This is a genomic window from Bradyrhizobium sp. SRL28 (genome assembly GCF_018596315.1).
Lineage (GTDB): Bacteria > Pseudomonadota > Alphaproteobacteria > Rhizobiales > Xanthobacteraceae > Bradyrhizobium.
The window spans coordinates 600802-623120 of record NZ_JAHEAG010000003.1 but is presented as its reverse complement, the minus strand read 5'-3'; the positions used below and the strand labels follow the sequence as shown (position 1 = coordinate 623120).

Here is a 22319-nt window from a genome sequence, read left to right as displayed (position 1 = left end):
ATGGAGTCGGTGACGTCCTAGTTAGCAAACCTCGGCGTCTTCGGCCAAAAAGAAGGCCGTGAGGAGGCGTCATCCTGCCCGTTTTGCCGTGGACCGGTAAGGTACTCACCGGCACCTCGCGCGCGCCATCGGCAGACGCATTCTCTCCAAAGGGCGGCTAGACGCTGCCCTGCTAACTGATAAGCTAAGTACCCCACACTCTGCCGTAAGCAGGGTGTGCAGCACACCGGCACGACGGATCGCGGGTATCCAAAGCTCCCAAGCTGTCGTGCTGCCATGCCTGAAATCATCAAGCGCTCTAAGCCGCTAGCATTCGGTGCTGGCGCTCTCATTGGAACGCTAGGCGGCTTGATCGGCCTCGGCGGTGCCGAGTTTCGACTACCCGTCCTGATCAGCCTCTTTCGCTTTCATGGCCTTGAGGCCGTTATCCTGAACAAGGCGATAAGCCTTGTCGTGGTCGCCACTGCGCTGCCGTTCCGCGCCAGTACCGTGCCGTTTGCTGCAGTTGCCGCAAGCTGGCCGGTCATTGTCAACCTGCTTGCCGGCAGCCTCGCTGGCGCGTGGGTTGGTGCGGGATGGGCAACGAGGCTTCAGTCGGAAACGCTCTACCGCGTTATTGCGGCACTGCTGGTGCTGATCGCCGGCATCCTGCTGTTCGCTCATGATACCGTGGCGGGATCGCCGGCGCTTACGGGCGCGTCGCTTATGGCGTCCGGGATCATTGCCGGCTTTGTCATCGGCGTGATCGCATCGCTGCTGGGCGTAGCCGGTGGTGAGTTTCTAATCCCGACCCTGGTTCTGCTGTTCGGCGCGGATATCAAACTGGCGGGCAGCCTGTCGCTGGCGGTTAGCTTGCCAACCATGCTGGTGGGATTCACCCGCTACAGCATGGATGACAGCTTCTCGGTGATCGGCCGGAACAAGCTGTTCCTGCTGGTTATGGCCGCCGGGTCGATTGTCGGGACATTCATCGGCGGCCTGTTGCTGGGCTTCGTGCCGAACTCAATATTGTTGCCAGTGCTGGCCGCGCTGCTGCTCATATCGGCAATCAAAGTCTGGCGTCACGAATAACCGCGTCCGGCCTGCGACTCGCAGTCTCGGAGCCAAAAAAGAAGGCCGCCCGGAGGCGGCCTTCGATCTGCTTGCGTGAGGATGGGCTGGGCCTAGAAGCCCATTCCGCCCATTCCACCCATGCCGCCGCCACCGCCCGGCATCGCCGGCGCCGGCTCCCTCGGCAATTCGGCGACCATGGCTTCGGTGGTCACCAGGAGGCCTGCGACCGACGAAGCGTCCTGCAGCGCGGTACGAACCACCTTGGCGGGGTCGATGATGCCCTTGTCGACCATGTCGACATATTCCTCGGTCTGGGCGTCGAAGCCGAAGGTCTCGGACTTGTTTTCGAGGATCTTGCCGACCACGATCGAGCCTTCGACACCGGCGTTTTCCGAGATCTGGCGAACCGGAGCTTCCAGCGCCTTCAGCACGATGTTGATACCGGCCTGGACGTCGGAATTGTCGTGGTTGATGCGGCCGACGGCCTTCTTGGCGCGCAAGAGCGCCACGCCGCCGCCCGGCACGATGCCTTCCTGGACGGCCGCGCGGGTCGCGTTGAGGGCGTCCTCGACGCGGTCCTTCTTTTCCTTGACCTCGATCTCGGTCGCGCCGCCGACGCGGATCACCGCGACGCCGCCGGCGAGCTTGGCCAGACGCTCCTGCAGCTTCTCGCGGTCGTAGTCCGAGGTGGTTTCCTCGATCTGCGCCTTGATCTGCGTGACGCGGGCTTCGATGTCCTTCTTCTTGCCGGCGCCCTTGACGATCGTGGTGTTTTCCTTGTCGATCACCACCTTGCCGGCGCGGCCGAGCATGTTGATGGTGACGCTTTCGAGCTTCATGCCGAGTTCATCCGAGATCAGCTGACCGCCGGTCAGGATCGCGATGTCTTCCAGCATGGCCTTGCGGCGATCGCCGAAGCCCGGCGCCTTGACGGCGGCGACCTTCAGGCCGCCGCGCAGGCGGTTGACCACCAAGGTCGCCAGGGCCTCGCCCTCGACGTCCTCGGCGATGATCAAAAGCGGGCGGCCGGACTGCACCACGGCTTCCAGCACCGGCAGCATCGACTGCAGGCCGGAGAGCTTCTTCTCGTGCAGCAGCACGTAGACGTCTTCGAGCTCGGCCGTCATCTTTTCGGCGTTGGTGATGAAGTAGGGCGACAGGTAGCCGCGGTCGAACTTCATGCCCTCGACGATGTCGACCTCGGTATCGAGCGACTTGTTCTCCTCAACCGTGATCACGCCTTCATTGCCGACCTTCTGCATCGCCTGCGCGATCATCTTGCCGATGGCGGTGTCGCCGTTGGCCGAGATGGTGCCGACCTGGGCGACCTCGGAGGAGGAGGCGACCGGCTTGGCGCGCTTCTCGATGTCCTTGACGACCGCGTGGACCGCGATGTCGATGCCGCGCTTGAGGTCCATCGGGTTCATGCCGGCGGCAACCGACTTGGCGCCTTCGCGCACGATCGCCTGCGCCAGCACGGTTGCGGTGGTGGTGCCGTCGCCGGCGGTGTCATTGGTCTTGGAGGCGACCTCGCGCAGCATCTGCGCGCCCATGTTCTCGAACTTGTCCTCGAGTTCGATTTCCTTGGCGACGGTGACGCCGTCCTTGGTGATGCGGGGAGCGCCGAAGCTCTTCTCGATCACGACGTTGCGGCCCTTCGGACCGAGCGTCACCTTCACCGCGTTGGCGAGAACGTCGACGCCGCGCAGCATGCGGTCGCGGGCGTCGCCGGAAAATTTAACGTCTTTGGCAGCCATGTGAATTGCTCCTGGAAATGATGGGTACGGCCATTTGCCGCGTTGTTAGCTCGTCATTGCCGGGCTTGACCCGGCAATCCATCGCCTGAGTAAGACTCTTCCGAAGAAGGATGCCCGGGTCATCTAGCGCGAAGACGCGCTTCGCGCTTTTGCCCGGGCATGACGACTGGTTTGCGCGGTGGCTTACGTCAGCACGCCCATGATGTCGGACTCCTTCATGATGAGGAGTTCCTCGCCGTCGAGCTTGACCTCGGTGCCCGACCATTTGCCGAACAGCACGCGGTCGCCGACCTTGAGGTCGATCGGAATCAGCTTGCCGGCCTCGTCGCGGCCGCCCGGGCCGACAGCGGTGACTTCGCCCTGCGACGGCTTTTCCTTGGCGCTGTCCGGAATGATGATGCCGCCCTTGGTCTTCTCTTCGGCATCGATGCGCTTGACCACGACGCGGTCGTGCAGCGGGCGGAATTTGGATTTGGCCATGACGTCTCCTCTTGAAGTTCCGTTGGAAGGCGTGGTTTCAGGTCTGTGCCATCGAGAATGGCTGGGAATGCCGGCTATTCGACGCCGGCCCGGGGCGGGACAGCACGACCCTTAGCAATCTTCGTATTTGAGTGCTAAACGTGGGGCCGGGAAATATGGCTTGGCGCTGATCCTGTCAAGCAAACAAGGGGGTTAAAGCCTTCTTGAGGCCAATATAGGATGCTGCCACGGAAACCAAATCGGCGCAGCGGCGTAATTTTAACCGACGTCATTGCTCCGGCAGGCTTTTTACGGTTGGCTGCTTGACGGGAGCGGCCTAAGGATTTGCTCGGGGGAATACGATGATCAGCTCACGTAATGCGCGTACGGTTGCCAATCTGGCGATCGCGTCGGCGCTGACGGCCTTGCTGGCGGGGTGCAGCAGCATGAGTCTGCCGTCGCTGTCGTCCAGTCCGGCGCCCGACGCCGAGCCCGGCGTTGCGCCCGAAATGCCCGCGACCATCCGCTCCGACGAGATCGTCGGCCGCTGGGGCCTCGCCTCGTTCCAGAATCCCAATGACCGCGCCCGCACCGAAGCGGCGGCGCGCGGGCAATGCAAGCAGCCCTATGTGATCAGCGCCGGCACTTCCGGCGGCGTCGTCATGCATCTGGCTGACCAGGCCACCCCGCAGGAACTGCGCCTCAAGGGCAGCCCAAGCGGCAAGAACTATATCGGTCCGGCCGGTCCGGCCGGCGGCGAACAGGACCGCGAGATCGTCTCGTTCGATGGCCGCGTGCTGGTGACGCGCTTCATCGAAAAGGATGCCGCGGTCCGTTACGGCAATATGGTCTACGTCCGCTGCGCGCCGCGGGCGTGAGGCAAACCATATTCCTTGCCGTCATGCCCCGCCACCGGGTCTCGCCTTCGGCGAGCCCGATGACAGGCTCCGTCGGGGCATCCAGTACGCCGCGGCTTCTCCGCTGAATTACTGACGTCTCTGGAATACTGGATCGTCCGCTCCAGTGCGCAATTGCGCACAAGGCGGACGATGACAGTGGAGGATGAGGCGGAGTAAACAAAAAACGCCGGCGTCGAGCCGGCGTTTTGTTTAGTCAGCGTTAACCAGTCCGATCAATCGAACAGGGCGTCGATGTCGTTCTGCGAGGCGTGACCGTCGTCGCCGTCCAGCTTCGGGCCGTTCAGCAGCTTGGCGTCTCCTTCGCGCGTATCGACGATCGGCGGCGCGTGCGCCTTGATGGCATCGACGCCACCCCAGATTTCCATCATCTCGATGATGTGCTTTTCGATGAATTTCATCGTCTGCATCACCTTGCTGATGCGCTGGCCCGTCAAGTCCTGGAAATTGCAGGCCTCGAAGATCGCGACGACGCGTTCCTGGATTTCCTCGCTGAGCAGCTTCTGCTGGTCGGGCGAGATGTTCTTGGACAATGCGGTGGCGGCCTGGTCGATCGCCTCGACGGCCTCGAGAATCTGCTGGGTGGCCTGTTCTGTGCCGCCAACGACGGCGCCGAGCTCGCCATTGACCTTGGCCATTTCCTGGCCGTCAAAGCTGTTGCCGTGCAGGGTAGCGATTTCGCGCTTGGTGCGGTTGATGGCGTCGTGAATGAGATCGAGCTCGACTTTCAGCTTCGCGCACTGCTCGATCTGGGCGCGGTAGGTTTCCAGCAACGCGTGGGCGTCGGCGGTCTCGCGCGTGATATCCGTGGCGACAGTCGAACCGTCGCGGGCGTGACCGAAGCCGGCCATCTGTGTGCGGATCGCGCGCAGCTCGGCCATGATCTCACGATGCATCGGGCCGATTTCTCCGCCTTCGACGGCAGGCATGACAATAGGCGCGTCGCCCAGAAGGGCTTGTTCGATACGAAAACGTTTGCGATTTACCGACATGAGTTTTTCCCACCCCTTCACTTCGCGTGTGTTTTAGACCGATGCCATTTAACGTGAGGTTCACGCCGGAACATCGCGTGTCGGCGGATTGCCTGCGGCCGCACACCAACGATTAACCATGAGGGCAGCGCGTTCATGCAAAATAAACGCTACCGGGTAAATCCGCGCGCGATTGCCGAAATGGTGAATCGAAACGGCTGATCTGTTTACCAAACCGATTAGGTTTTGATTTGTATTGATCGCATGCCGCGGCGTTCGTCGCGCCGCCGCCAACCCGCAGTGACGAACAGTACAGAGTACGTCGATGTCCGGAAAAATCTCCCTTGCGCTCCTCGCGAGCGCGTCCTGCCTTTGCTTCGCCAGTGAGGCTCTTGCGATCGACGCCTCGTCCACTGCCGAACCCACTGTGATCTACGCCCGAGAGCCGGCGCCGGTGCGCATGGCTTCTGCCGAACGCTCCAGGATGGGGGGCGGCTTCATCGAATTCCTGTTCGGCGATGCGCCGCAGGGCGGGCGCTATCAGCAACAACCGGCCTATCAGACGCAGCCCGATTACGGATATGGCGGGCGGCGTGCGTTGCTGCCGCCGATGGATCCGCAGTCGATGCGCCGGGAGGAGGAGGAAGCGTTCGACCCCTCGCAGCACCGGCTCGATCCGAAATACGAAAAGCAGGTGGTCGAGTATCACGGCAGGGAAAGCCCGGGCACCATCGTGATCGACACCCCGAACAAGTTCCTGTTCCTGGTGCAGGGCGACGGCAAGGCGCTGCGTTACGGCGTCGGCGTCGGCCGCCCCGGCTTTACCTGGTCGGGCGTCAAGACGGTCTCGGCAAAGAAGGAATGGCCGGCCTGGACGCCGCCGCCGGAAATGCTGGCGCGCCGTCCCGATTTGCCGCGGCACATGGAAGGCGGTCCGCAAAATCCGCTCGGCGCGCGCGCGATGTATCTGGGTTCGTCGCTCTATCGCATCCACGGCTCCAACGAGCCCTGGACCATCGGCACCAACGTGTCGTCCGGCTGCATCCGGATGCGCAATGAAGACGTCATCGATCTCTACGGCCGCGTCGGCGTCGGCGCCAGGGTCGTGGTGATCTGAGCCGGTAACCCGTAGCCCGGATGGAGCGAAGCGAAATCCGGGGGCGATCTCACCGCGGAGCGACTGTCCCGGATTGCGCTTCGCTCCATCCGGGCTACAAATAAAAACGGCCGCCCGATCGGGCGGCCGTTTCTCATTTTCAACTCAGACGCCGATCACGCGTAATCGCTGTCCCCATCGCCATCGTCGCCGTCGAAGCCGTCGCCATCATGATCCATGTCGTTATCATCGTCGTGCGAGGCCTGATCGAAGAAGCCCTGCCGCGAACCTGAATCATTATCGTTGTTGTCGGCGCGCTGGCTGGACGAGCCGCGCGAACCGATGTCGTTGACTCCGGCGTCACGCGCCAGATTGCCGCCGGACTGGTCGCTCCATGGCCTGCGGTCTTCGATTCCACCGCTATGGCCCGCCGTGTCGCCGAAGCTTTGCTGGTTGCCGCTGCCGCCCATCATCGAACGGAGGCTGCCGGCCAGCATCGATCCGCCGACCACGCCGACCGCGGCGGCCGCCGCCGTTCCGAGAAACGAGCCGCCGCCGCCGAACGGCGACTGCTGCTGCGCGCCCGGCTGGGCGTAGGCTGGCTGATTGTATTGTCCGGGCTGATTATATTGCCCGGGCGCCTGGTTCTGCTGCAGCACCTGTCCGGTGTTCCAGGCCGGCCGGCTGCCGCCGGCGATCTCGGGCGCGCGAACGTTGGGCACCGAACCATGTTGCTGGTTCTGCCCGAAGATCGCATCGCGCATCGAATCGAGGAAGCCGCCGGATTGAGCTTGCTGACCCGCGCCCGCTTCCAATTCCTGGATGCGCATGTCGGCGCGCTTCAGCGCTTCGTCCTGCACCAGCGTCGTTTGCACCAGCGCATAGACCGCATTGGGCGCATTGCGCAGGCCCTGCATGATCGCCGACATCGCCTCGGGATCGCGCTTGGCGCTTTCCAGCTTGGCAAGCCGGTCGAAAAGATCGTCAATCAGTTGGCGTTCTTGCGGTGTCATGGCCCTCTCCCTCGCGTCGGATCGTCGTCAACGCGCCGGGAAGATGTAGGGCGGGCTTTGTGTCGCAAGTAGTGGGTGGCCGAATTAAATTTTGGTATGCGACAAAACGCCGGGATTACCCGAGTCTTATCAGCTCAATGTAACTTTATTCGCCGCCAGCAATGTCGGGAATCGATCGCCTGCCAGAAACGTGTGTTCCGCCTCGCGCTGGGTGGTGAGGGGGTCGAGACTCCTGAGCGTTTCGTCGACGAAACCAGGGTGGCACATCACGAGCCCGCCTTCCGGCAATCCTTCAAGGAACTCACCCATCAGCACGCCGAAATCGGGCGCTTGCGAAAAATCATAGGCGCCGGCGAAGGCGGGATTGAACGGGATGTCGGCACGGGCGGCGCGCTTGCGGAATTGCGCGCTGAGAACGTCGAGCACCAGCGCCTTCGGGGCGCCGAGCAGCCCGGCCAGCGGCTTGAGGCGTCCGCCCTGGCGGACCCAGGCGCCGGGGGCAGCTTCCTTCACCGCGCGAAGGAAGGCGTCGCGCACCTGCGGAAAGAGTTGCGCATGCTGGTGGCCGTCGACGAAAGCGGGCGCACGGCCGAACAGTGCCTTGAAGGCCGCGAGCTGGGCGAGCATCTCGTCCTCGATCAGTCCCGGATCGAGCCGCCGCAACAGCCCCGATCGCAGCATGGTCGGAAACGGCAGGAACAGACCACCATTGAGCGGCCGAAAGTGCATCGTCAGCGGACGAAACGGTGCGGTCAGCGTCGCGTGCAGGCCGATCGCGCAGCGCGGGCTCGCCGCCACGACGTCCTGCAACGCGGCGACCTCGGCGCGGCCGATCGCTGCGCCAACCACCATCACCGAAGTGGCATTGAGACGGCCGCGGGAGATCAGATCGCGAATGGCGCGGTTGACGCCATCGGCCAGCCCGTAATCGTCGGCGCACAGCCAGATCCGGCGCAGCGCAGCGTCGTTCATTCGGCGGCGGTCCGCTCGGTGGCGCTCGCCGCCGTCTCGCCATCGGCACGCTTTTCGGAGTGCTCGGCGACGAAGTAGATCGGACGCGCCTTCAGCTCGGAGAGGATCTTGCCGATATATTCGCCGACGATGCCGATCATGATGAGCTGCACGCCGCCGATCGTCATCATGCCGATCATCAGCGAGGGATAGCCGGGGACCTGCTTGCCGGTGGTCCAGACCTCCCAGAGAATGGTCAGGCCGAACAGGAAGGCGCTGATCGCCAGCAGCACGCCGAGCAGACTCGCAAAGCGCAGCGGCGCCACCGAGAACGACGTCAGTCCCTCGATCGACAGGCCGATCAGCCGGCCCGGGCTGAATGTCGTGACGCCATGCGCGCGCGGCGCCGGCTCGTAATCGACGCGGATCTGGCGGAAACCGATCCAGTTCGACAGGCCCTTGAAGAAGCGGTTGCGCTCGGGAAGCTGGCGCAGCGCCGTAGCCGCGCGCGGCGACAGCAGGCGGAAATCGCCGGCGTCCTCGGGGATTTTCTGCCGCGCGCCCCAATTGATCAGCGCGTAGAAGCCGTGCACCGCCTGGCGGCGCAGGAGCGATTCATTGTCGCGGTGCGCCTTCGCCGTATAGACGACGTCGTAGCCGTCCTCGATCCAGTGCGAGACGAGTTTTTCGACCAGGCTCGGCGGATGCTGGCCGTCGCCGTCCATGAACAGAACAGCGCCAAGGCGCGCATGGTCCAGCCCCGCCATCAGCGCGGCCTCCTTGCCGAAATTGCGTGACAGCGACACCACCTGGATGTCGAGCGCATCAGCGGTGAGCGTGCGCGCGATCGCCAGCGTGTTGTCGGCGCTGCCGTCGTCGACATAGACCACTTCGCATCCGAGGCCGTAGCGGGCCTTCAGTGTGCGGGCGAGGCCGACCAGCCGCTCGTGCAGCAAAGCGAGCCCTGCCGCCTCGTTGTACAACGGCACGACAATCGACAGCCCCTGCGCCGCGGCGCTGGCTGTGGTCGTCGACAGGCGAGAAACGTCAGAGCCGAGCATCATCGATCAGGTCCCAGATTATTCAACCGTATATGTTACCTGTGCGAAGCTGTCGCAACGATGAACGAAACGGCAGCCTTATTGCCGCAAGAACGCCTCGAGCCTGGCAAACAACGGGTTTTCCCGGTCGAGCACATAGTCGAGCGAGGCGACCGACACCGTGTCGGCGCCGTGTTCTCGCAGGAAGCTGCCGAGGGCGTAAAGGTGCATCGGCGGGCAGTGCAGCGTGAGCATGCCCGACGAGGTCGGCCCGCCGAACGGCGCCACCACGCCAAAACGGTTGTGCGCCTCCGCCAGCAGCGCATCGTTGCAGCCGGCGAAACGCGTTCGCACCTCGCGATATTTGCTGGCCCGGGCGCGCGCGGCGATGTGATCCAGAATCACGCGCGCGGTCTCGCGGGCGTCAGTCGACCAGTCGGCATCGCGGGACGCCACGAGGTTGGCCTGGCTGCGCAGGATCACGCCGTCGTCCAGCACCTTGAGCCCATTGGCGGCCAGCGTGGCGCCCGTCGTTGTGATGTCGACGATCATCTCGGCGGTGCCGACGGCCGGCGCGCCCTCGGTGGCGCCGGCGCTCTCGACGATGCGGTAATCGACCACGCCATGGGAAGCGAAGAAGCTGCGCGTCAGGTTGATGTATTTGGTCGCGACCCGCATCCGCCGGTTATGCTGGGCACGAAAACCGGTGGTGACGTCGTCGAGATCGGCCATGGTGCGGACGTCGATCCAGGCCTGCGGCACCGCGACCACGACATTGGCGCTGCCGAAGCCGAGATTGTCGATCAGCAGCACGCGCTCGTCCGCCTCCGCAATGCTTTCGCGCAACAAATCCTCGCCGGTAACGCCGAGATGCACCATGCCGCGCGCGAGCTGGGAAGCGATCTCGCTCGCCGAGAGATAGGCGATCTCGACATTGTCGAGGCCCGTGATGGTGCCGCGATAGTCGCGCGCGCCGCGCGGTTTCGCCAACGACAGGCCTGCGTGCGTGAAAAACGCCTCGGCATTTTCCTGCAGGCGGCCCTTGGAGGGAACGGCGAGAACGAAGGGGGCGGTCATGTGGCGCTCCCTTGCGAGGCAGGCCGGCCTAGTTGCGTCAGGGCCTCGATCCAGACCGAGAATCCGACCGCGGGGATCGGCATGGGCGAACCGAGCTGCGTCATCAGGCCATCATAACGCCCGCCCGCCACCAGCGGCTCGACGCCGTTACCCATGCTGTTTCCCTTGGCATGCAGCTCGAACTCGAAGCCGGTGTAGTAGTCGAGTCCGCGGCCGAACGAGGTCGAAAACCGCACGAGCTTGGTGTCGATGCCGCGTGCGGCCATGAAGCCGACGCGGCTTTCGAGCTGATCGATCGCCGCCGACAAATCGAGATTGGCGTCCGCGGCGAGCGCGCGCAGTTGCGCCACCGATTCATCGGGGTCGCCCGCGATCGCGAGGAAGCGCTTGATGACGGCGAGCGCGTCGCGCGGCAGTGCGCCGCCCTTCAGCGTCGATTGTTCGAGGAAGCGGTCGGCGATTTCGGCCACCGTGCGTCCGCCCACATTGGTGGTGCCGGCGATCGACATCAGGTCGGTGACCAGCGCCAGCGCCGCCTTGCGGTCGGAGCCGGCAAGTGCGGCCAGCACGCCCTCATATTCGTTGCGGCCGGGCGCGGTCGCAAGCGTCAGCCGCTCGATATCAGCGGTGAGGCTGACCTTGCGGTTGAAATCCTTGATCAGCCGCCGCCGCCACACCGGATAGAGATTAAGCGCATCGATCAGCGCCGTGAACAGGGCGACGTCGCCGGTGCGGATTTCGACGTCCTTCAGTCCGAAGGCTGTGGTTGCTTCCAGCGCCAGCGCCAGCATTTCGGCGTCCGCCGCGGCGCGGTCCTGCCGGCCAAAGGATTCGATGCCGGCCTGCAGGAACTCGCTCGGCTGGCCGCCGCGATAGCGAAACACCGGCCCGAGATAGCTGAAGCCTGCGGGCTTTCCGGCGCTGGCCGAGGCGAGATAATCGCGCGCCACAGGAATGGTGAGGTCGGGGCGCAGGCACAGCTCGTCGCCGGAGGCGTCGGTGGTCAGGTAAAGGCTCTTGCGAATGTCCTCGCCGGAGAGGTCGAGGAACGGTTCCGCCGGCTGCAGGATGCCGGGGTGGGCCTGGACGTAGCCGCCTTGTGCAAACGACAATAGTAGGGCGTCCGCCCAGGCGGCGGATCCGGCAGCACCTCTGACGGCAGCGGTCGCGGTCATTTCACGTCCAAATATCCGGAAAAACCGGGTTCCAGGGTTCGTTTGGGGTTTCCCCGGGGTTCCGGGGCCTCGTTGGCGCAGGCCTTAGCATGGCCGGGGCGGCGTTTCGACAGGGATTGACCAACTGAATTAATGGGCGGTGGCTTATCGGGAGGCGCGTTGGGGCTAGCCCGGTCTGGTCCAGTCCCCGAGCGCCGCCTGCACCAGCGCCAGCGCGGCGACACCAGCGGTATCCGCGCGCAGGATGCGGGGGCCCAAGGATAGCCGCAACGTCCTGGGCTGTCGCAGCAAGAGCGCCCGTTCCTCCTCGGCAAATCCGCCCTCGGGGCCGATCACGACGTCGATGCCCTCAGTCGCGGTTAACCCCTGTCCCAGCGCCTCGATGGGATTGCCGATCTCGACCGCCTCGTCGCAGAACACCAGCAGGCGTCTGGTTTCGCGCTTGTCGAGAAAGCGGTCGAGCGCAACGGGCTCGGCAACCTCAGCCAGGCTCAGGATGCCGCACTGCTCGGCGGCCTCGATGACATTGGCGCGCATCCGCTCAACGTTGACGCGCGAAACCTGGGTGTGCCGCGTCAACACCGGCTGCAGCGCCGAGGCCCCCATCTCGACCGCCTTCTGCACCATGTAGTCGAGGCGGGCGTGTTTCAGCGGCGCAAAGATGTAGGCGATGTCGGGCAAGCGATCCTGCGGCCGCGTGCGCGCGACGATGTTCAAGCCGTCGGGCCGTTTGCGGCCCTCGATCTGCGCCTGCCACTCGCCGTCGCGGCCGTTGAACACCAGGATGTTTTCGCCGGCGGAAAGCCTGAGCACATTGCCCAGATAATTGCTCTGGTTGCGCTCCAGCGCGATTCGTTGACCCTCACCCAAGGGGGCATCGACGAACAGGCGAGGGGCGCGAAAATCGAGGTCAGGCATCGGTAAAGGTTCCGTTACCGAGCGCTTTTAGCCTAAAGCGCTAGAATCCGGAGGCTATTTTTGGCTTCCGGGCGTCGCTGCGCCGCGCTGCTGCCCCAATCCACGGGTTGTTAAGCGGCGGCAGGAATCGTAAAAAGCTTTTTCGCAAATCTGCTTCGTTCGGGACACGTTGGGGCTTTGCCTGACCTCGCCGGAGAACAACTCTTGATGATCCGCCGCCTGATTGTGCCGCTGACCGCTGCCGCCGTGACGTTCCACGCGGGCCACGCCTTTGCGCAAGGTGCCTTTCCGGCGCCATTGCCCAACCAGAGCGCAGCACCTGCGAACGCTTCACCGTTTCCGCCGGTGAATGGCGCTGCGCCGTCGGCCTCGGTCGGCGCTCCGTCGGCGTTCCCGTCACAGGGTGCCGCCCCGGTTTCCAGCGGCTTCAGTGGGCCGCCGCCACAGGCCAGCGGTGGGGCAGACGCCTGCATGAAGGGTTTCGTTCCCCTGCGCGAGGAAGCCGAGCGGCGCGGCAAGATGATCAAGGCCGCGAGCGACCGCAAGGCGCCGCCGGATGAGGCCTGCAAGTTGATCAAAAATTTCGGCGCGGCCGAAGTGAAGATGATCAAATATGTCGAGACCAACTCGGCCAAATGCGGAATTCCGCCGCAGATCGCCGACCAGCTCAAGAACGGCCACAAGAACACCGAGAAGATGCAGAATCAGGTCTGTGCCGTCGCGCAGCAGGCGGCTACGCGAGGACCGGCCGGTCCGAGCCTGAGCGAGGTGCTCGGCTCTTCGGCGGCGCTCCCCGAGGCGCAGGCCGTCAAGAAGGGCGGCAGCACCTTCGATACGCTGAACGGCAACGTTCTCGCCCGATGATCCCAGTCCGATGAGCGACGCGACCACCCGCGTTGCCGATGCCACCGGCAACTGGGTCGATACACGCGCGCCATCCTGGTCGCAGCCCTATCTGAGGCTCTCCCGTTTCGACCGTCCGATCGGATCGTGGCTGTTGCTGATGCCGTGTTGGTGGTCGGCGGCGCTGGCCGCCGGCATTGCCCGCGACGTCTCGCAATTGCCGCTGGTGATCGTGCTGTTCTTGATCGGCGCCTTTGTCATGCGCGGGGCGGGGTGCGCCTGGAACGACATCACCGATCGCGATCTCGACGCGCGGGTCGAGCGGACGCGGTCGCGGCCGTTGCCCGCCGGACAGATCAGCGTGACGCAGGCGTTCGCCTTCCTGGTCCTGCAGGCGCTGATCGGACTTCTGGTGCTGCTGCAGTTCAACCGTTTCGCGATTCTGACCGGCATCGCCTCGCTGGTCATCGTCGCGGTCTATCCTTTCATGAAGCGCATCACCTGGTGGCCGCAGGTCGTGCTGGGCCTGGCGTTCTCATGGGGCGCGCTGATGGGCTTCGCAGTGATCCTGGGGCGGATCGATCTGACCGCGCTCGCGCTCTATGCCGGCTCGATCGCCTGGGTGATCGGCTACGACACGATCTACGCGCATCAGGACGCCGAGGACGACGCGTTGATCGGCATCAAATCCACCGCACGCCTGTTCGGCGCGCGCACCCACCGGGCGCTCGCGGTGTTGTATTCGCTCGCAGTGATCTTGATCGGCGTGGCGCTGGTGCTGGGCGGCGCGCGCTGGCCGGCGTGGATCGGGCTCGTGGCTTTCGCCGCGCATCTGGCCTGGCAGATCCGGCGATTGGACATCAGCGATCCCGCGCTGTGCCTGCGCGTCTTCAAGTCCAACCGCGACGCGGGACTGTTGTTGTTCGCGGGATTGCTGGCCGACGCGGTGATGCGCTGACTTCGTAGGGTGGGCAAAGGCGCGTCAGCGACGTGCCCACCGTCAAGCATTCCACTTGTGAGGGCGGGCACGCTACAGCTCTGCCTACTTCCGCTTTCGGCGGCATAGCGGACATGGCCGGACTTGCTGCCGGTTCGACCCGGTCGCGAATGACGACCCGAAGCGGACTTGGGTCGCGTGCATCGTTCGCAACAGATCAACTACGAGAGGCTCCCTCCAAGGAGCAATATGACGCCGGCCAAAGCGATCATGAAAATCAGGACCATCAAGAGCATCGTAAACATCACTTTCGTTCCAAGACTAAACCGCCCTTCTTTCTTGATCCCGTAGTTCGCCGCCAGTCGTGTGATCATGAAGCCCATCAGCACCAGGGCTGCTAAGTTCGCTAATAAGTCTAACGTTTCGGAGAAGCCAAGCAGCGGCCTAGCAGAAGTGTAGACTGCAAGTAGCGTGCCCGAGACGATGGTAGTTACCACTATTATTAGGTAGGCCTGCCCAAAGGTCAGCTTTCGCTCGAAAAATTTGATTACAGCCGCATGAATCAAGGAAAAGAATAGTATGCCGATGACGAACATTAGGTTCGTCGGAATAACGGCGTCCGGCTGCATCTCGACGACCCCTGAGCAATTTTACGCGCGCTCATTTTGAACACAACCAGTGGTGTATGGGCGAACTCAGTAGAGGATTCAAGCGGGCTGGATCTGGCGAGCCAAAACGTCCGCTCCTGGCACATCGCGTCATTTCGTGGCGGCGCAATAATTCGGTCGCTTTAGCTGTGAAGCGGACATGAGCGCAGCCCGGACGCGCGTAGTGACATCCGGGGCCTTCGTCATTCCCCCGACTCCCGCATATCGTTGCGCTCATGCGGGCTACTTGCTGCGAACTGATTTGCTTTGCGCGCAAGCACAATCGCGATGCGTAACCGCGACAAATCAACACGACGGGCAAATCACTTCTGATTTTCCGAAATTGTGTCAAGCCCGGGAATCAAAAATATTCTGCTTTCGTTCTCACCCAAATCAGTCGCACAACTTCGCCCGTCTCACGGCAGATGAGGGGCGCTTCGCGAACGTCACGAACGCGCGGTGAGATGCGGTGGACGCTGAGGGCGCGATAGACGTACGCGCCTGACGCGTACGGCGAAGTCGTGTGGTTCGGGCGTCGCGGTGCTGGCGCTAAGTCCTGGAGAAGCGAAGCTTCTCGGGGGCGACGGAGGCAAAAGAGCCGTTCTCCGGGGAGAGCACGAAGTAAGCCGTAAAGCCATTGCGCAGGGAAGGCCGGAGTGTTCCCGCTGCCCTGTATGCTCGTGTGCAGTTTTGTTTGCGCAAATCGCACGCGAGACCGCGGGTGCAGCAAGCACCCGGTCTTCCCTGCGCCCTTGACAAAAAGGGCGGGAAGTTTTCCGGCAAACCTCGGGCGGGATGCGTCGCGAGAACGCTGACACGCGCTCACTTGTCATCACCCGCCTTGTGCGCAATTGCGCACTGGAGCGGGTGACCCAGTATTCCAGAGACAGCAATGATTGGACCGATATGCCGCGGCGTACTGGATCCCCGCATGCGCGGGGACGACAGCCGAGTGTAACGTTGCTACCTCCACGTCATTGCGAGCGCAGCGAAGCAATCCATAGCGCCGCGCGTGGAGGCATGGATTGCTTCGCTTCGCTCGCAATTGTCGAGCTAATCCCGCGCGATGATCTCGCGTTCGTCCCGATGGATGGTGTCGGTATTGATCGGGTTACCGCCCCGGCGGCGCACCAGAAATTTCGGGCGGCGGGCGCGGATGGCGTTGTGGCGGCGGCGGCGGGCGGCCGGTTCGCTGTGGTCATCTTCCGCCAGGAGCGGTAGCGCGAAGATGTCGCTCCACATCTGCCACGCGGAGGCGATCTCCTCGTGGTCGGAGCTCACGCACAGCGGAATGTTGAGGGACGGATCGCGATGCACCAGCACCAGCGTCTGCGCGTCGTCGAGACCGCGCAGCGCGACGCCGAGAAAGTCGCTGACGCGAACGTTGATAGCCATCCGCATGCCCTTGACGGCACGGTGCAGCACGACACGCTCGCGATGGAGTTCTATCCTCCGCACGCCGCCGTCTGCGCGGGTGTCGTGCGCATGAAAGCTGAGCGGCAGAGAAAGAGGGTCGAGCCGCATGACACGGCTCGACCCGGCGGGATTGATCCCGCTTATTGCTGTTTGACGCCTCACGGCTCTCATCTCCCCGCCGGGATTATGTTCCCGGTCGATACGCGAGACCTTAGCCGAGCGATTTCCGTTTCGCCTTAAAAAGCCTGGTTAAGGAGAAGTCACCCGCCCTGGATCTCCCGGCATGATTGACAAGACCTTGGCACGCATGATTGACGAGACCTTGCGGAAATGCCGAAAATGTTTGGCATTAGGTGGCGCAAAATGCTTGAAATCCCCGTGAATCAGGCACATCTGGTGGGTCTGCCGATTTGCGCCCAAGCCCCTTCAATTGTCAGGGATTTTGTTTGTGAACTCTTCACCATCCAGCGCTTCGCCGCTTTCGCAGGCTTCCGCAACTTCCGACCTGTTCGATCAATCGGCGCTCTCGACGCTGGCGCAACGCCTGGTCGAGGCCGCCAAGCGCGCGGGCGCTGATGCCGCCGACGCGGTTGCGGTGCGCGGCGTCTCGCAAGGCGTCGAAGTGCGTGATGGCCGGGTCGAGGAATCCGAACGCTCCGAAGGCGACGATGTCGGATTGCGCGTATTGGTCGGGCAGCGCCAGGCCGTGGTCTCGACCAACGATATTTCCGGCGACGGCATCGCCAAGCTCGCCGAACGGGCGGTCGCGATGGCCCGCGTCGCGCCTGACGACAAATATGTCGGTCTCGCCGATCCCTCGCTGTTGGCGCGCGAGTTCGCCGATCTCGATCTGCTCGACCGCGAAGTTCCCTCGACCTCCGAACTCGAACGCCGCGCCTGCGAAGCCGAAGCCGCAGGCATGGCGGTCAAGGGCGTCACCAAATCAGGCGGCGCGTCCGCCTCGAGCGGCATCGGTGGCATGGTGCTGGTGACCTCGACCGGCTTCCACGGTTCATATTTGCGCTCCAGCCACGGCATCTCGATGACCGCGATATCGGGCGAAGGCACCGGCATGGAGCGTGATTACGATTTCACCTCGGCTCCTCACGCGTCCGATCTCGCGTCGCCCGAAAGCGTCGGCCGGAAGGCGGGTGAGCGCACCGTGGCGCGGTCCAATCCGCGCAAGGTCGAAACCTGCAAAGTGCCGGTCGTGTACGATCCCAGGGTGTCGGCATCGCTGGTCGGCCATCTCGTCGGCGCTATCAACGGCGCCTCGATCGCGCGCAAGACGAGCTTTTTGAAAGACCGGATGGGCGAGCAGCTGTTCGCGAAAAACATCCGCATTATCGACGATCCCTTGCGGGTGCGCGGCCTGCGGTCGCAGACCTTCGACGCCGAGGGCGTCAGGGTGAAGAAGGTCGCGCTCATCGACGAGGGGGTGTTGACCACGTGGCTGCTCGATTGCGCGACCGCGCGCGAGCTTGGGCTGGTCACGACCGGGCATGCCCATCGCGGCGTTTCGTCCTCGCCGTCGCCGGGATCGTATAATCTGCATCTCGAGCCCGGCGAGATGACGCCGAAGCAACTGATCTCCGACATCAAGCAGGGTTTTTACGTCACCGACCTGATCGGCTCCGGCGTCAACGGCGTGACCGGCGATTACAGCCGCGGCGCCTCCGGCTTCTGGATCGAGAACGGCGAGATCACTTACCCCGTCAGCGAGGTGACGATCGCGGGCCATCTGCTGCCGATGTTCAAATCGCTCGTTCCCGCCAACGATCTGGAGTTCCGCTACGGCGTCAACGCGCCGACGCTGCGCATCGAGGGCCTGACGCTTGGCGGACGCTGATATCGCTGACAGGGTCTGGGCGCGCGATGCTGCGCTGTTGCGGGACACCGTGCGTGAAGCCGGCGCGCTGGCCTTGTCGCTGTTTCGCACCGAGTTGAAGAACTGGACCAAGGGCGCCTCGTCGCCGGTCTCCGAGGCCGACATCGCCGTCAACGACCTCGTTGAACGCCGGCTGCGCGCGGCGACGCCGGATTATGGTTGGCTGTCGGAAGAGAGCGTCGACGATGACAGCCGTCTCGGCAAGGAACTGGTCTGGATCGTCGACCCGATCGACGGCACCCGCGCCTATCTCGCCGGCCGCGAAGACTGGTGCGTCAGTGTGGCGCTGGTTGCAGGCGCCGCGCCGGTGCTGGCGGCGGTGTTCGCTCCCGCCACCGACGAATTTTTCTTCGCCACCAGTGGCCAAGGCACCACGCGCAACGAAAGGCCGGTGCGTGCGGCCGCAGGCAGCGATCTCGATTTTTCCCGCATGGCCGGGCCGAAGCCGCTGGTGCAGCGGCTGAGTTCGTCACCGGATGAGATCACGCTGCATCCGCGAATCGGATCGCTGGCGCTTCGGCTGTGCCGGGTCGCCGACGGCAGCCTCGATGCCGCTTTTGCAGGCGGTCAGAGCCGCGACTGGGATCTTGCCGCGGCGAATTTGATCGTGCAGGAAGCGAATGGTAGAATGACCACACTCTCGGGGGATGCGATTGAGTATAATCGCCGGGAGGTGGTGCACGGGGTGCTGGTGGCGGCGGGACAGGATCGACATGCGCGCATTGTCGAGCATTTCCGAAATCGTCCGCTGCCCTGAATCGGTCGAAATCCGTGCCACAATTCATCCCGTCCACGCCGCGATATCAACTGTCGCTCCTGCTTGCCGGGCATCTCACTAGGAAAGACCTTCATGCCAGATAGTGCCCCGCAGCAATTGCTTCATCTCGTCATCGGCGGCGAGCTGACCGATCTCGAACACATCACGTTCAAGGACCTCGACCAGGTCGACATCGTCGGCGTGTATCCCAATTACGCATCCGCACACGCTGCCTGGAAGGCGAAGGCGCAGCAGACCGTGGACAACGCCCACATGCGTTACTTCGTGGTTCACCTCCACCGGCTGCTCGATCCAGGTCAAGATACGAAGTCCTCCAGTTGAAACGTTTCCTTCGCGATTTGCTGCGCAGCAGCTGGGTTCAGCGCGCGCTCGGTGTGCTTGCGGCCGAGTATTTGCGGCTGGTCTGGCTGACCAACCGCTTCAGCTATGAGCCTGCCGACGTCTATGACATCGTCGAGCCGGAGATGCCGGCGATCTTCGCGTTCTGGCACGGCCAGCATTTCATGACGCCGTTCATCAAGACCAAGGAGAGCCACCGCGCCAAGGTGCTGATCTCGCGGCATCGCGACGGCGAATTCAACGCCATCGCCGCCGAGCGGCTCGGCATCGGAACCATCAGAGGTTCCGGCGACCATGGCGGCGCCTTTCACCGCAAGGGTGGCGTCGGTGCCTTCAGGGAGATGCTGCAGGCGCTGGATGACAAGTGGAACGTCGCAACGACCGCCGACGTGCCGAAGCGCGCGCGGGTGGTGGGGCTCGGCATCATCATGCTGGCGCGGGAGTCCGGCCGGCCGATCATGCCCTTTGCGATGGTGACCTCCAGGTTCATCCGGTTGAAGAACTGGGATTCCTCCACCATCAATTTGCCATTCGGGCGCGGTGCCGTGGTAGGCATTGAGCATGTATACGTGCCGCCGGACGCCGACGCCGAGACTATGGAAAAGCTGCGTCTTCAGGTAGAAACTTATCTGAACGAAGCGACCCGTCGCGCCTATGCGGCCGTCGGGCGTCCGGAGGCCGCTCTTGGCTAACTCGCTGCCGATGACGTTGCGCGTCTACCGGAAACTATCGTCTGCGATGGTGCCGCTTTCGCCTGCTTTGATCAACCGGCGGTTGAAAGCCGGCAAGGAAGATCCGGCGCGGGTCGGCGAGCGCCGCGGCATGACCGCCGACGCTCGCCCCGCAGGTCCCCTGGTGTGGATTCACGGCGCCAGCGTCGGCGAGGTGCTGGCGGCGGCTGCGCTGATCGAGCGGCTGCGGGCGCTCAACCTGCGCATTCTCGTGACCTCGGGCACGGTGACCTCGGCCGCGATCGTCGCCAAGCGGTTCCCGTCAGACGTCATCCACCAGTATGTGCCGTATGATTCGCCGCGTTACGTCGCGCGATTTCTCGATCACTGGCGGCCCTCGCTGGCGCTGTTCATCGAATCCGACCTGTGGCCGAACCTGATCCTGTCGAGCGCCGCGCGGCGGCTGCCGATGGTGCTGATCAACGGACGGATGTCGCAGCGCTCGTTTCCGCGCTGGCAACGGGTCCAAGGGACCATCTCGGCGCTGCTTGGCAAGTTCGACGTCTGCCTGGCGCAGTCGCAGACCGATGCCGATCGCTTCACGGCGCTGGGCAGCCGCAACGTCGTGGTGACGGGAAACCTCAAGCTCGACGTTCCCGCCCCGCCGGCCGACGGCAACAAGCTGGATATGCTGATGTCGATGACGCGCGGCCGGCCGGTCGTGCTGGCAGCCTCCACGCATCCAGGCGAGGAAGAGATCCTGACGGAAACCCACCGGACGCTCGCCGGCTATTTTCCAAAGCTGTTGACCGTGATCGTGCCGCGGCATCCCGATCGCGGCGAGGCCATCGCGCGCATGATCACAGCTTCCGGCCTCAACCCGACCCTGCGCTCGCACGAGGACTTGCCCACCGCCACGACCGACATCTATGTCGCCGACACCATGGGCGAACTGGGGTTGTTCTACCGGCTGTCGCCGATCGTGTTCATGGGCGGATCGCTGGTCGAGCATGGCGGGCAGAATCCGATCGAGGCGATCAAGCTCGGCGCGTCGGTCATTCACGGCCCCCACGTCTTCAATTTCACCGACGTCTATGAAGCCCTCGATTCCGCCGGCGGCGCGCGGCGGGCCGATACGCAGGAAGCGCTGGTCAAGCAGTTCGGGCAGATGCTCGCCGATTCCAAGGCGCGCGAAGCCGTGCTTACCGCGTCCGAGCGTGTGGTCGGTCAGCTCGGCGGCGCGCTGGAGCGAACGCTCTCTGCACTCGAGCCGTATTTGCTGCAGTTGCGGATCGAGATGGGAGCCGCCAATGCGTGAGCCGGCCTTCTGGCATGGCCCGGCCTCGCTCAGCTCGCATCTATTAAAACCGCTCGGCGCCCTCTATGGCGCCATCGCCGCACAGCGCCTGCAGCGCAAGGGCTTGAATGCCGGCATTCCGGTGCTCTGCGTCGGCAATTATCACGTCGGCGGCGCCGGCAAGACGCCGACCGTGCTGGCGCTGGCGAAGCTGCTGCGCGAGCTCGGCGAGACGCCGGTGGTGCTCAGCCGCGGTTATGGCGGCGAATTGCGCGGGCCGGTCAGGGTCGATCCTGTCAGGCATGCGGCTTCCGATGTCGGCGACGAGCCCTTGATGCTGGCAAGCGCGCTGCCGGTGGTGGTGTCGCGCAAGCGCGCGGACGGCGTGCCGCTGGCGCGCGCGCAAGGCGCGACCGTGATCCTGATGGACGACGGTTTTCAGAGCCCGGCGGTCGTCAAGGACGCGTCCCTGATCGTGATCGACAGCGAGCGCGGGATCGGCAACGGGCAGGTGTTTCCCGCCGGCCCCCTGCGCGCGCCGCTGCGGCCGCAACTGGCGCGTACCGACGCCTTGATCATCGTCGGCAACGGCGGTGCTGCCGGGCAGATTGCGGCCGAGATCGCAGCGCAAGGCAAGCCGGTGTTATCAGCGCGTCTGAAGCCGGATGAGGCGCAGGTCGCACAGCTTCGGGGCAAGCGCGTGCTGGCGTTTGCCGGCATCGGCGATCCCACGCGATTCTTCAACACGCTGCGCGCCAGCGGCATCGAGGTGGCCGGGCAGCGCGCCTTCGCCGACCATCACCCGTATTCGCAAGCCGAGATCGAAAGCCTGATCGCCGAGGCCAAACGCGATGGGCTGACGCTGGTGACGACGGAAAAGGATCTGGCGCGGCTGCGGGATTGGTCGCAGCAAATCGTGCCGTTCGCGGTGACGCTGGAGTTCGCCGAACCAACGCTGTTGCGGAAGTTCGTCGCCGACCGGTTGTTCAAGGCGCGGGAGAGGAAAGAACCGTAGCCCGGATGGAGCGAAGCGAAATCCGGGAAATCGCGCGGCGCTCACCCCGGATTGCGCTTCG

General features: G+C 64.0%; 22 protein-coding genes. 11 read left to right on the top strand and 11 right to left on the bottom strand.

Annotation, left to right across the window (positions count from 1 at the left end):
• The first annotated feature begins 276 nt into the window (after positions 1-276).
• Positions 277-1071 carry a sulfite exporter TauE/SafE family protein gene (locus KIP88_RS10955; protein ID WP_214487881.1) on the top strand — a complete coding sequence of 265 codons (795 nt, stop codon included), beginning with the start codon at positions 277-279 and terminating at the stop codon, positions 1069-1071.
• A gap of 92 nt (positions 1072-1163) precedes the next feature.
• Here the strand turns inward: KIP88_RS10955 and groL are convergent, their stop codons facing one another.
• Together groL and groES are read right to left on the bottom strand one after the other, a co-directional pair.
• Complete coding sequence (groL, locus tag KIP88_RS10950) at positions 1164-2810, bottom strand: chaperonin GroEL (protein WP_214487880.1); 1647 nt, start codon at positions 2808-2810, stop codon at positions 1164-1166.
• 183 nt (positions 2811-2993) lie between these two features.
• The gene (groES, locus tag KIP88_RS10945; RefSeq protein WP_214487879.1) at positions 2994-3290 is read right to left on the bottom strand and encodes a co-chaperone GroES; all 297 of its coding nucleotides are present in this window, start codon (positions 3288-3290) and stop codon (positions 2994-2996) included.
• 341 nt (positions 3291-3631) lie between these two features.
• Between groES and KIP88_RS10940 the strand changes: the two genes are divergently transcribed.
• Positions 3632-4147, top strand: a complete 516-nt coding sequence (locus tag KIP88_RS10940) for a hypothetical protein (RefSeq protein ID WP_214487878.1) — start codon at positions 3632-3634, stop codon at positions 4145-4147.
• A 254-nt stretch (positions 4148-4401) separates the two neighbouring features.
• Here KIP88_RS10940 and KIP88_RS10935 read toward each other — a convergent pair whose 3' ends face one another.
• The gene (locus KIP88_RS10935) at positions 4402-5178 is read right to left on the bottom strand and encodes a protein phosphatase CheZ (RefSeq protein WP_214487877.1); all 777 of its coding nucleotides are present in this window, start codon (positions 5176-5178) and stop codon (positions 4402-4404) included.
• 304 nt (positions 5179-5482) lie between these two features.
• On the opposite strand from KIP88_RS10935, the gene KIP88_RS10930 reads away from it, so the two are divergent.
• Complete coding sequence (locus tag KIP88_RS10930; RefSeq protein WP_214487876.1) at positions 5483-6274, top strand: L,D-transpeptidase; 792 nt, start codon at positions 5483-5485, stop codon at positions 6272-6274.
• Between the two features lie 155 nt (positions 6275-6429).
• Here the strand turns inward: KIP88_RS10930 and KIP88_RS10925 are convergent, their stop codons facing one another.
• The 6 genes from KIP88_RS10925 to KIP88_RS10900 form a co-directional block, all read right to left on the bottom strand.
• Positions 6430-7266 (bottom strand): DUF2076 domain-containing protein, encoded by an 837-nt coding sequence (locus KIP88_RS10925; RefSeq protein WP_214487875.1) that lies wholly within the window; start codon positions 7264-7266, stop codon positions 6430-6432.
• Between the two features lie 129 nt (positions 7267-7395).
• Positions 7396-8238, bottom strand: coding sequence for a ChbG/HpnK family deacetylase (locus KIP88_RS10920; protein ID WP_214487874.1), 843 nt, complete (start codon positions 8236-8238; stop codon positions 7396-7398).
• Positions 8235-9281, bottom strand: coding sequence for a glycosyltransferase family 2 protein (locus KIP88_RS10915; protein WP_214487873.1), 1047 nt, complete (start codon positions 9279-9281; stop codon positions 8235-8237). Before KIP88_RS10915 ends, KIP88_RS10920 begins: the two co-directional genes overlap by 4 nt.
• Before the next feature lie 75 nt (positions 9282-9356).
• Positions 9357-10334 (bottom strand): ATP phosphoribosyltransferase, encoded by a 978-nt coding sequence (hisG, locus tag KIP88_RS10910; protein WP_214487872.1) that lies wholly within the window; start codon positions 10332-10334, stop codon positions 9357-9359.
• The gene (locus KIP88_RS10905) at positions 10331-11509 is read right to left on the bottom strand and encodes an ATP phosphoribosyltransferase regulatory subunit (protein ID WP_214487871.1); all 1179 of its coding nucleotides are present in this window, start codon (positions 11507-11509) and stop codon (positions 10331-10333) included. The genes hisG and KIP88_RS10905 overlap by 4 nt, the downstream gene beginning before the upstream one ends.
• A gap of 165 nt (positions 11510-11674) precedes the next feature.
• Positions 11675-12427 (bottom strand): 16S rRNA (uracil(1498)-N(3))-methyltransferase, encoded by a 753-nt coding sequence (locus KIP88_RS10900; RefSeq protein ID WP_214487870.1) that lies wholly within the window; start codon positions 12425-12427, stop codon positions 11675-11677.
• A 207-nt stretch (positions 12428-12634) separates the two neighbouring features.
• Here KIP88_RS10900 and KIP88_RS10895 point away from each other — a divergent pair, with 207 nt between their 5' ends.
• Complete coding sequence (locus tag KIP88_RS10895) at positions 12635-13291, top strand: hypothetical protein (protein ID WP_214487869.1); 657 nt, start codon at positions 12635-12637, stop codon at positions 13289-13291.
• Positions 13292-13301: 10 nt separating this feature from the next.
• Complete coding sequence (ubiA, locus tag KIP88_RS10890; RefSeq protein ID WP_214487868.1) at positions 13302-14228, top strand: 4-hydroxybenzoate octaprenyltransferase; 927 nt, start codon at positions 13302-13304, stop codon at positions 14226-14228.
• Positions 14229-14428: 200 nt separating this feature from the next.
• Here ubiA and KIP88_RS10885 read toward each other — a convergent pair whose 3' ends face one another.
• Both KIP88_RS10885 and KIP88_RS10880 read right to left on the bottom strand, forming a co-directional pair.
• Positions 14429-14836 carry a hypothetical protein gene (locus tag KIP88_RS10885; protein WP_214487867.1) on the bottom strand — a complete coding sequence of 136 codons (408 nt, stop codon included), beginning with the start codon at positions 14834-14836 and terminating at the stop codon, positions 14429-14431.
• A 1071-nt stretch (positions 14837-15907) separates the two neighbouring features.
• The gene (locus tag KIP88_RS10880; protein ID WP_214487866.1) at positions 15908-16432 is read right to left on the bottom strand and encodes a DUF6101 family protein; all 525 of its coding nucleotides are present in this window, start codon (positions 16430-16432) and stop codon (positions 15908-15910) included.
• A gap of 286 nt (positions 16433-16718) precedes the next feature.
• On the opposite strand from KIP88_RS10880, the gene KIP88_RS10875 reads away from it, so the two are divergent.
• From KIP88_RS10875 to lpxK, 6 genes are all read left to right on the top strand, one after another.
• A complete protein-coding gene (locus KIP88_RS10875) occupies positions 16719-18119 on the top strand; it encodes a TldD/PmbA family protein (protein WP_214487865.1) in 1401 nt (466 codons plus the stop codon).
• Positions 18106-18915, top strand: a complete 810-nt coding sequence (locus tag KIP88_RS10870; RefSeq protein WP_214487864.1) for a 3'(2'),5'-bisphosphate nucleotidase CysQ — start codon at positions 18106-18108, stop codon at positions 18913-18915. The genes KIP88_RS10875 and KIP88_RS10870 overlap by 14 nt, the downstream gene beginning before the upstream one ends.
• Before the next feature lie 93 nt (positions 18916-19008).
• Positions 19009-19257 (top strand): DUF4170 domain-containing protein, encoded by a 249-nt coding sequence (locus KIP88_RS10865; protein ID WP_214487863.1) that lies wholly within the window; start codon positions 19009-19011, stop codon positions 19255-19257.
• Positions 19254-19967: a lysophospholipid acyltransferase family protein gene (locus KIP88_RS10860; protein WP_214487862.1), complete on the top strand. Its 714-nt coding sequence runs from the start codon at positions 19254-19256 to the stop codon at positions 19965-19967. Before KIP88_RS10865 ends, KIP88_RS10860 begins: the two co-directional genes overlap by 4 nt.
• Positions 19930-21264, top strand: coding sequence for a 3-deoxy-D-manno-octulosonic acid transferase (locus KIP88_RS10855; RefSeq protein ID WP_214487861.1), 1335 nt, complete (start codon positions 19930-19932; stop codon positions 21262-21264). Before KIP88_RS10860 ends, KIP88_RS10855 begins: the two co-directional genes overlap by 38 nt.
• Positions 21257-22258, top strand: a complete 1002-nt coding sequence (gene lpxK, locus KIP88_RS10850) for a tetraacyldisaccharide 4'-kinase (RefSeq protein ID WP_214487860.1) — start codon at positions 21257-21259, stop codon at positions 22256-22258. Before KIP88_RS10855 ends, lpxK begins: the two co-directional genes overlap by 8 nt.
• Positions 22259-22319 lie beyond the last annotated feature (61 nt).

What these genes read in the sequence shown, in the direction of transcription:
- KIP88_RS10955 (WP_214487881.1), top strand. Translation starts at nt 277, where the DNA reads ATGCCTGAAATCATCAAGCGCTCTAAGCCGCTAGCATTCGGTGCTGGC.
- groL (WP_214487880.1), bottom strand. Translation starts at nt 2,810, where the DNA reads ATGGCTGCCAAAGACGTTAAATTTTCCGGCGACGCCCGCGACCGCATG.
- groES (WP_214487879.1), bottom strand. Translation starts at nt 3,290, where the DNA reads ATGGCCAAATCCAAATTCCGCCCGCTGCACGACCGCGTCGTGGTCAAG.
- KIP88_RS10940 (WP_214487878.1), top strand. Translation starts at nt 3,632, where the DNA reads ATGATCAGCTCACGTAATGCGCGTACGGTTGCCAATCTGGCGATCGCG.
- KIP88_RS10935 (WP_214487877.1), bottom strand. Translation starts at nt 5,178, where the DNA reads ATGTCGGTAAATCGCAAACGTTTTCGTATCGAACAAGCCCTTCTGGGC.
- KIP88_RS10930 (WP_214487876.1), top strand. Translation starts at nt 5,483, where the DNA reads ATGTCCGGAAAAATCTCCCTTGCGCTCCTCGCGAGCGCGTCCTGCCTT.
- KIP88_RS10925 (WP_214487875.1), bottom strand. Translation starts at nt 7,266, where the DNA reads ATGACACCGCAAGAACGCCAACTGATTGACGATCTTTTCGACCGGCTT.
- KIP88_RS10920 (WP_214487874.1), bottom strand. Translation starts at nt 8,238, where the DNA reads ATGAACGACGCTGCGCTGCGCCGGATCTGGCTGTGCGCCGACGATTAC.
- KIP88_RS10915 (WP_214487873.1), bottom strand. Translation starts at nt 9,281, where the DNA reads ATGATGCTCGGCTCTGACGTTTCTCGCCTGTCGACGACCACAGCCAGC.
- hisG (WP_214487872.1), bottom strand. Translation starts at nt 10,334, where the DNA reads ATGACCGCCCCCTTCGTTCTCGCCGTTCCCTCCAAGGGCCGCCTGCAG.
- KIP88_RS10905 (WP_214487871.1), bottom strand. Translation starts at nt 11,509, where the DNA reads ATGACCGCGACCGCTGCCGTCAGAGGTGCTGCCGGATCCGCCGCCTGG.
- KIP88_RS10900 (WP_214487870.1), bottom strand. Translation starts at nt 12,427, where the DNA reads ATGCCTGACCTCGATTTTCGCGCCCCTCGCCTGTTCGTCGATGCCCCC.
- KIP88_RS10895 (WP_214487869.1), top strand. Translation starts at nt 12,635, where the DNA reads ATGATCCGCCGCCTGATTGTGCCGCTGACCGCTGCCGCCGTGACGTTC.
- ubiA (WP_214487868.1), top strand. Translation starts at nt 13,302, where the DNA reads ATGAGCGACGCGACCACCCGCGTTGCCGATGCCACCGGCAACTGGGTC.
- KIP88_RS10885 (WP_214487867.1), bottom strand. Translation starts at nt 14,836, where the DNA reads ATGCAGCCGGACGCCGTTATTCCGACGAACCTAATGTTCGTCATCGGC.
- KIP88_RS10865 (WP_214487863.1), top strand. Translation starts at nt 19,009, where the DNA reads ATGCCAGATAGTGCCCCGCAGCAATTGCTTCATCTCGTCATCGGCGGC.
- KIP88_RS10855 (WP_214487861.1), top strand. Translation starts at nt 19,930, where the DNA reads ATGCGGCCGTCGGGCGTCCGGAGGCCGCTCTTGGCTAACTCGCTGCCG.
- lpxK (WP_214487860.1), top strand. Translation starts at nt 21,257, where the DNA reads ATGCGTGAGCCGGCCTTCTGGCATGGCCCGGCCTCGCTCAGCTCGCAT.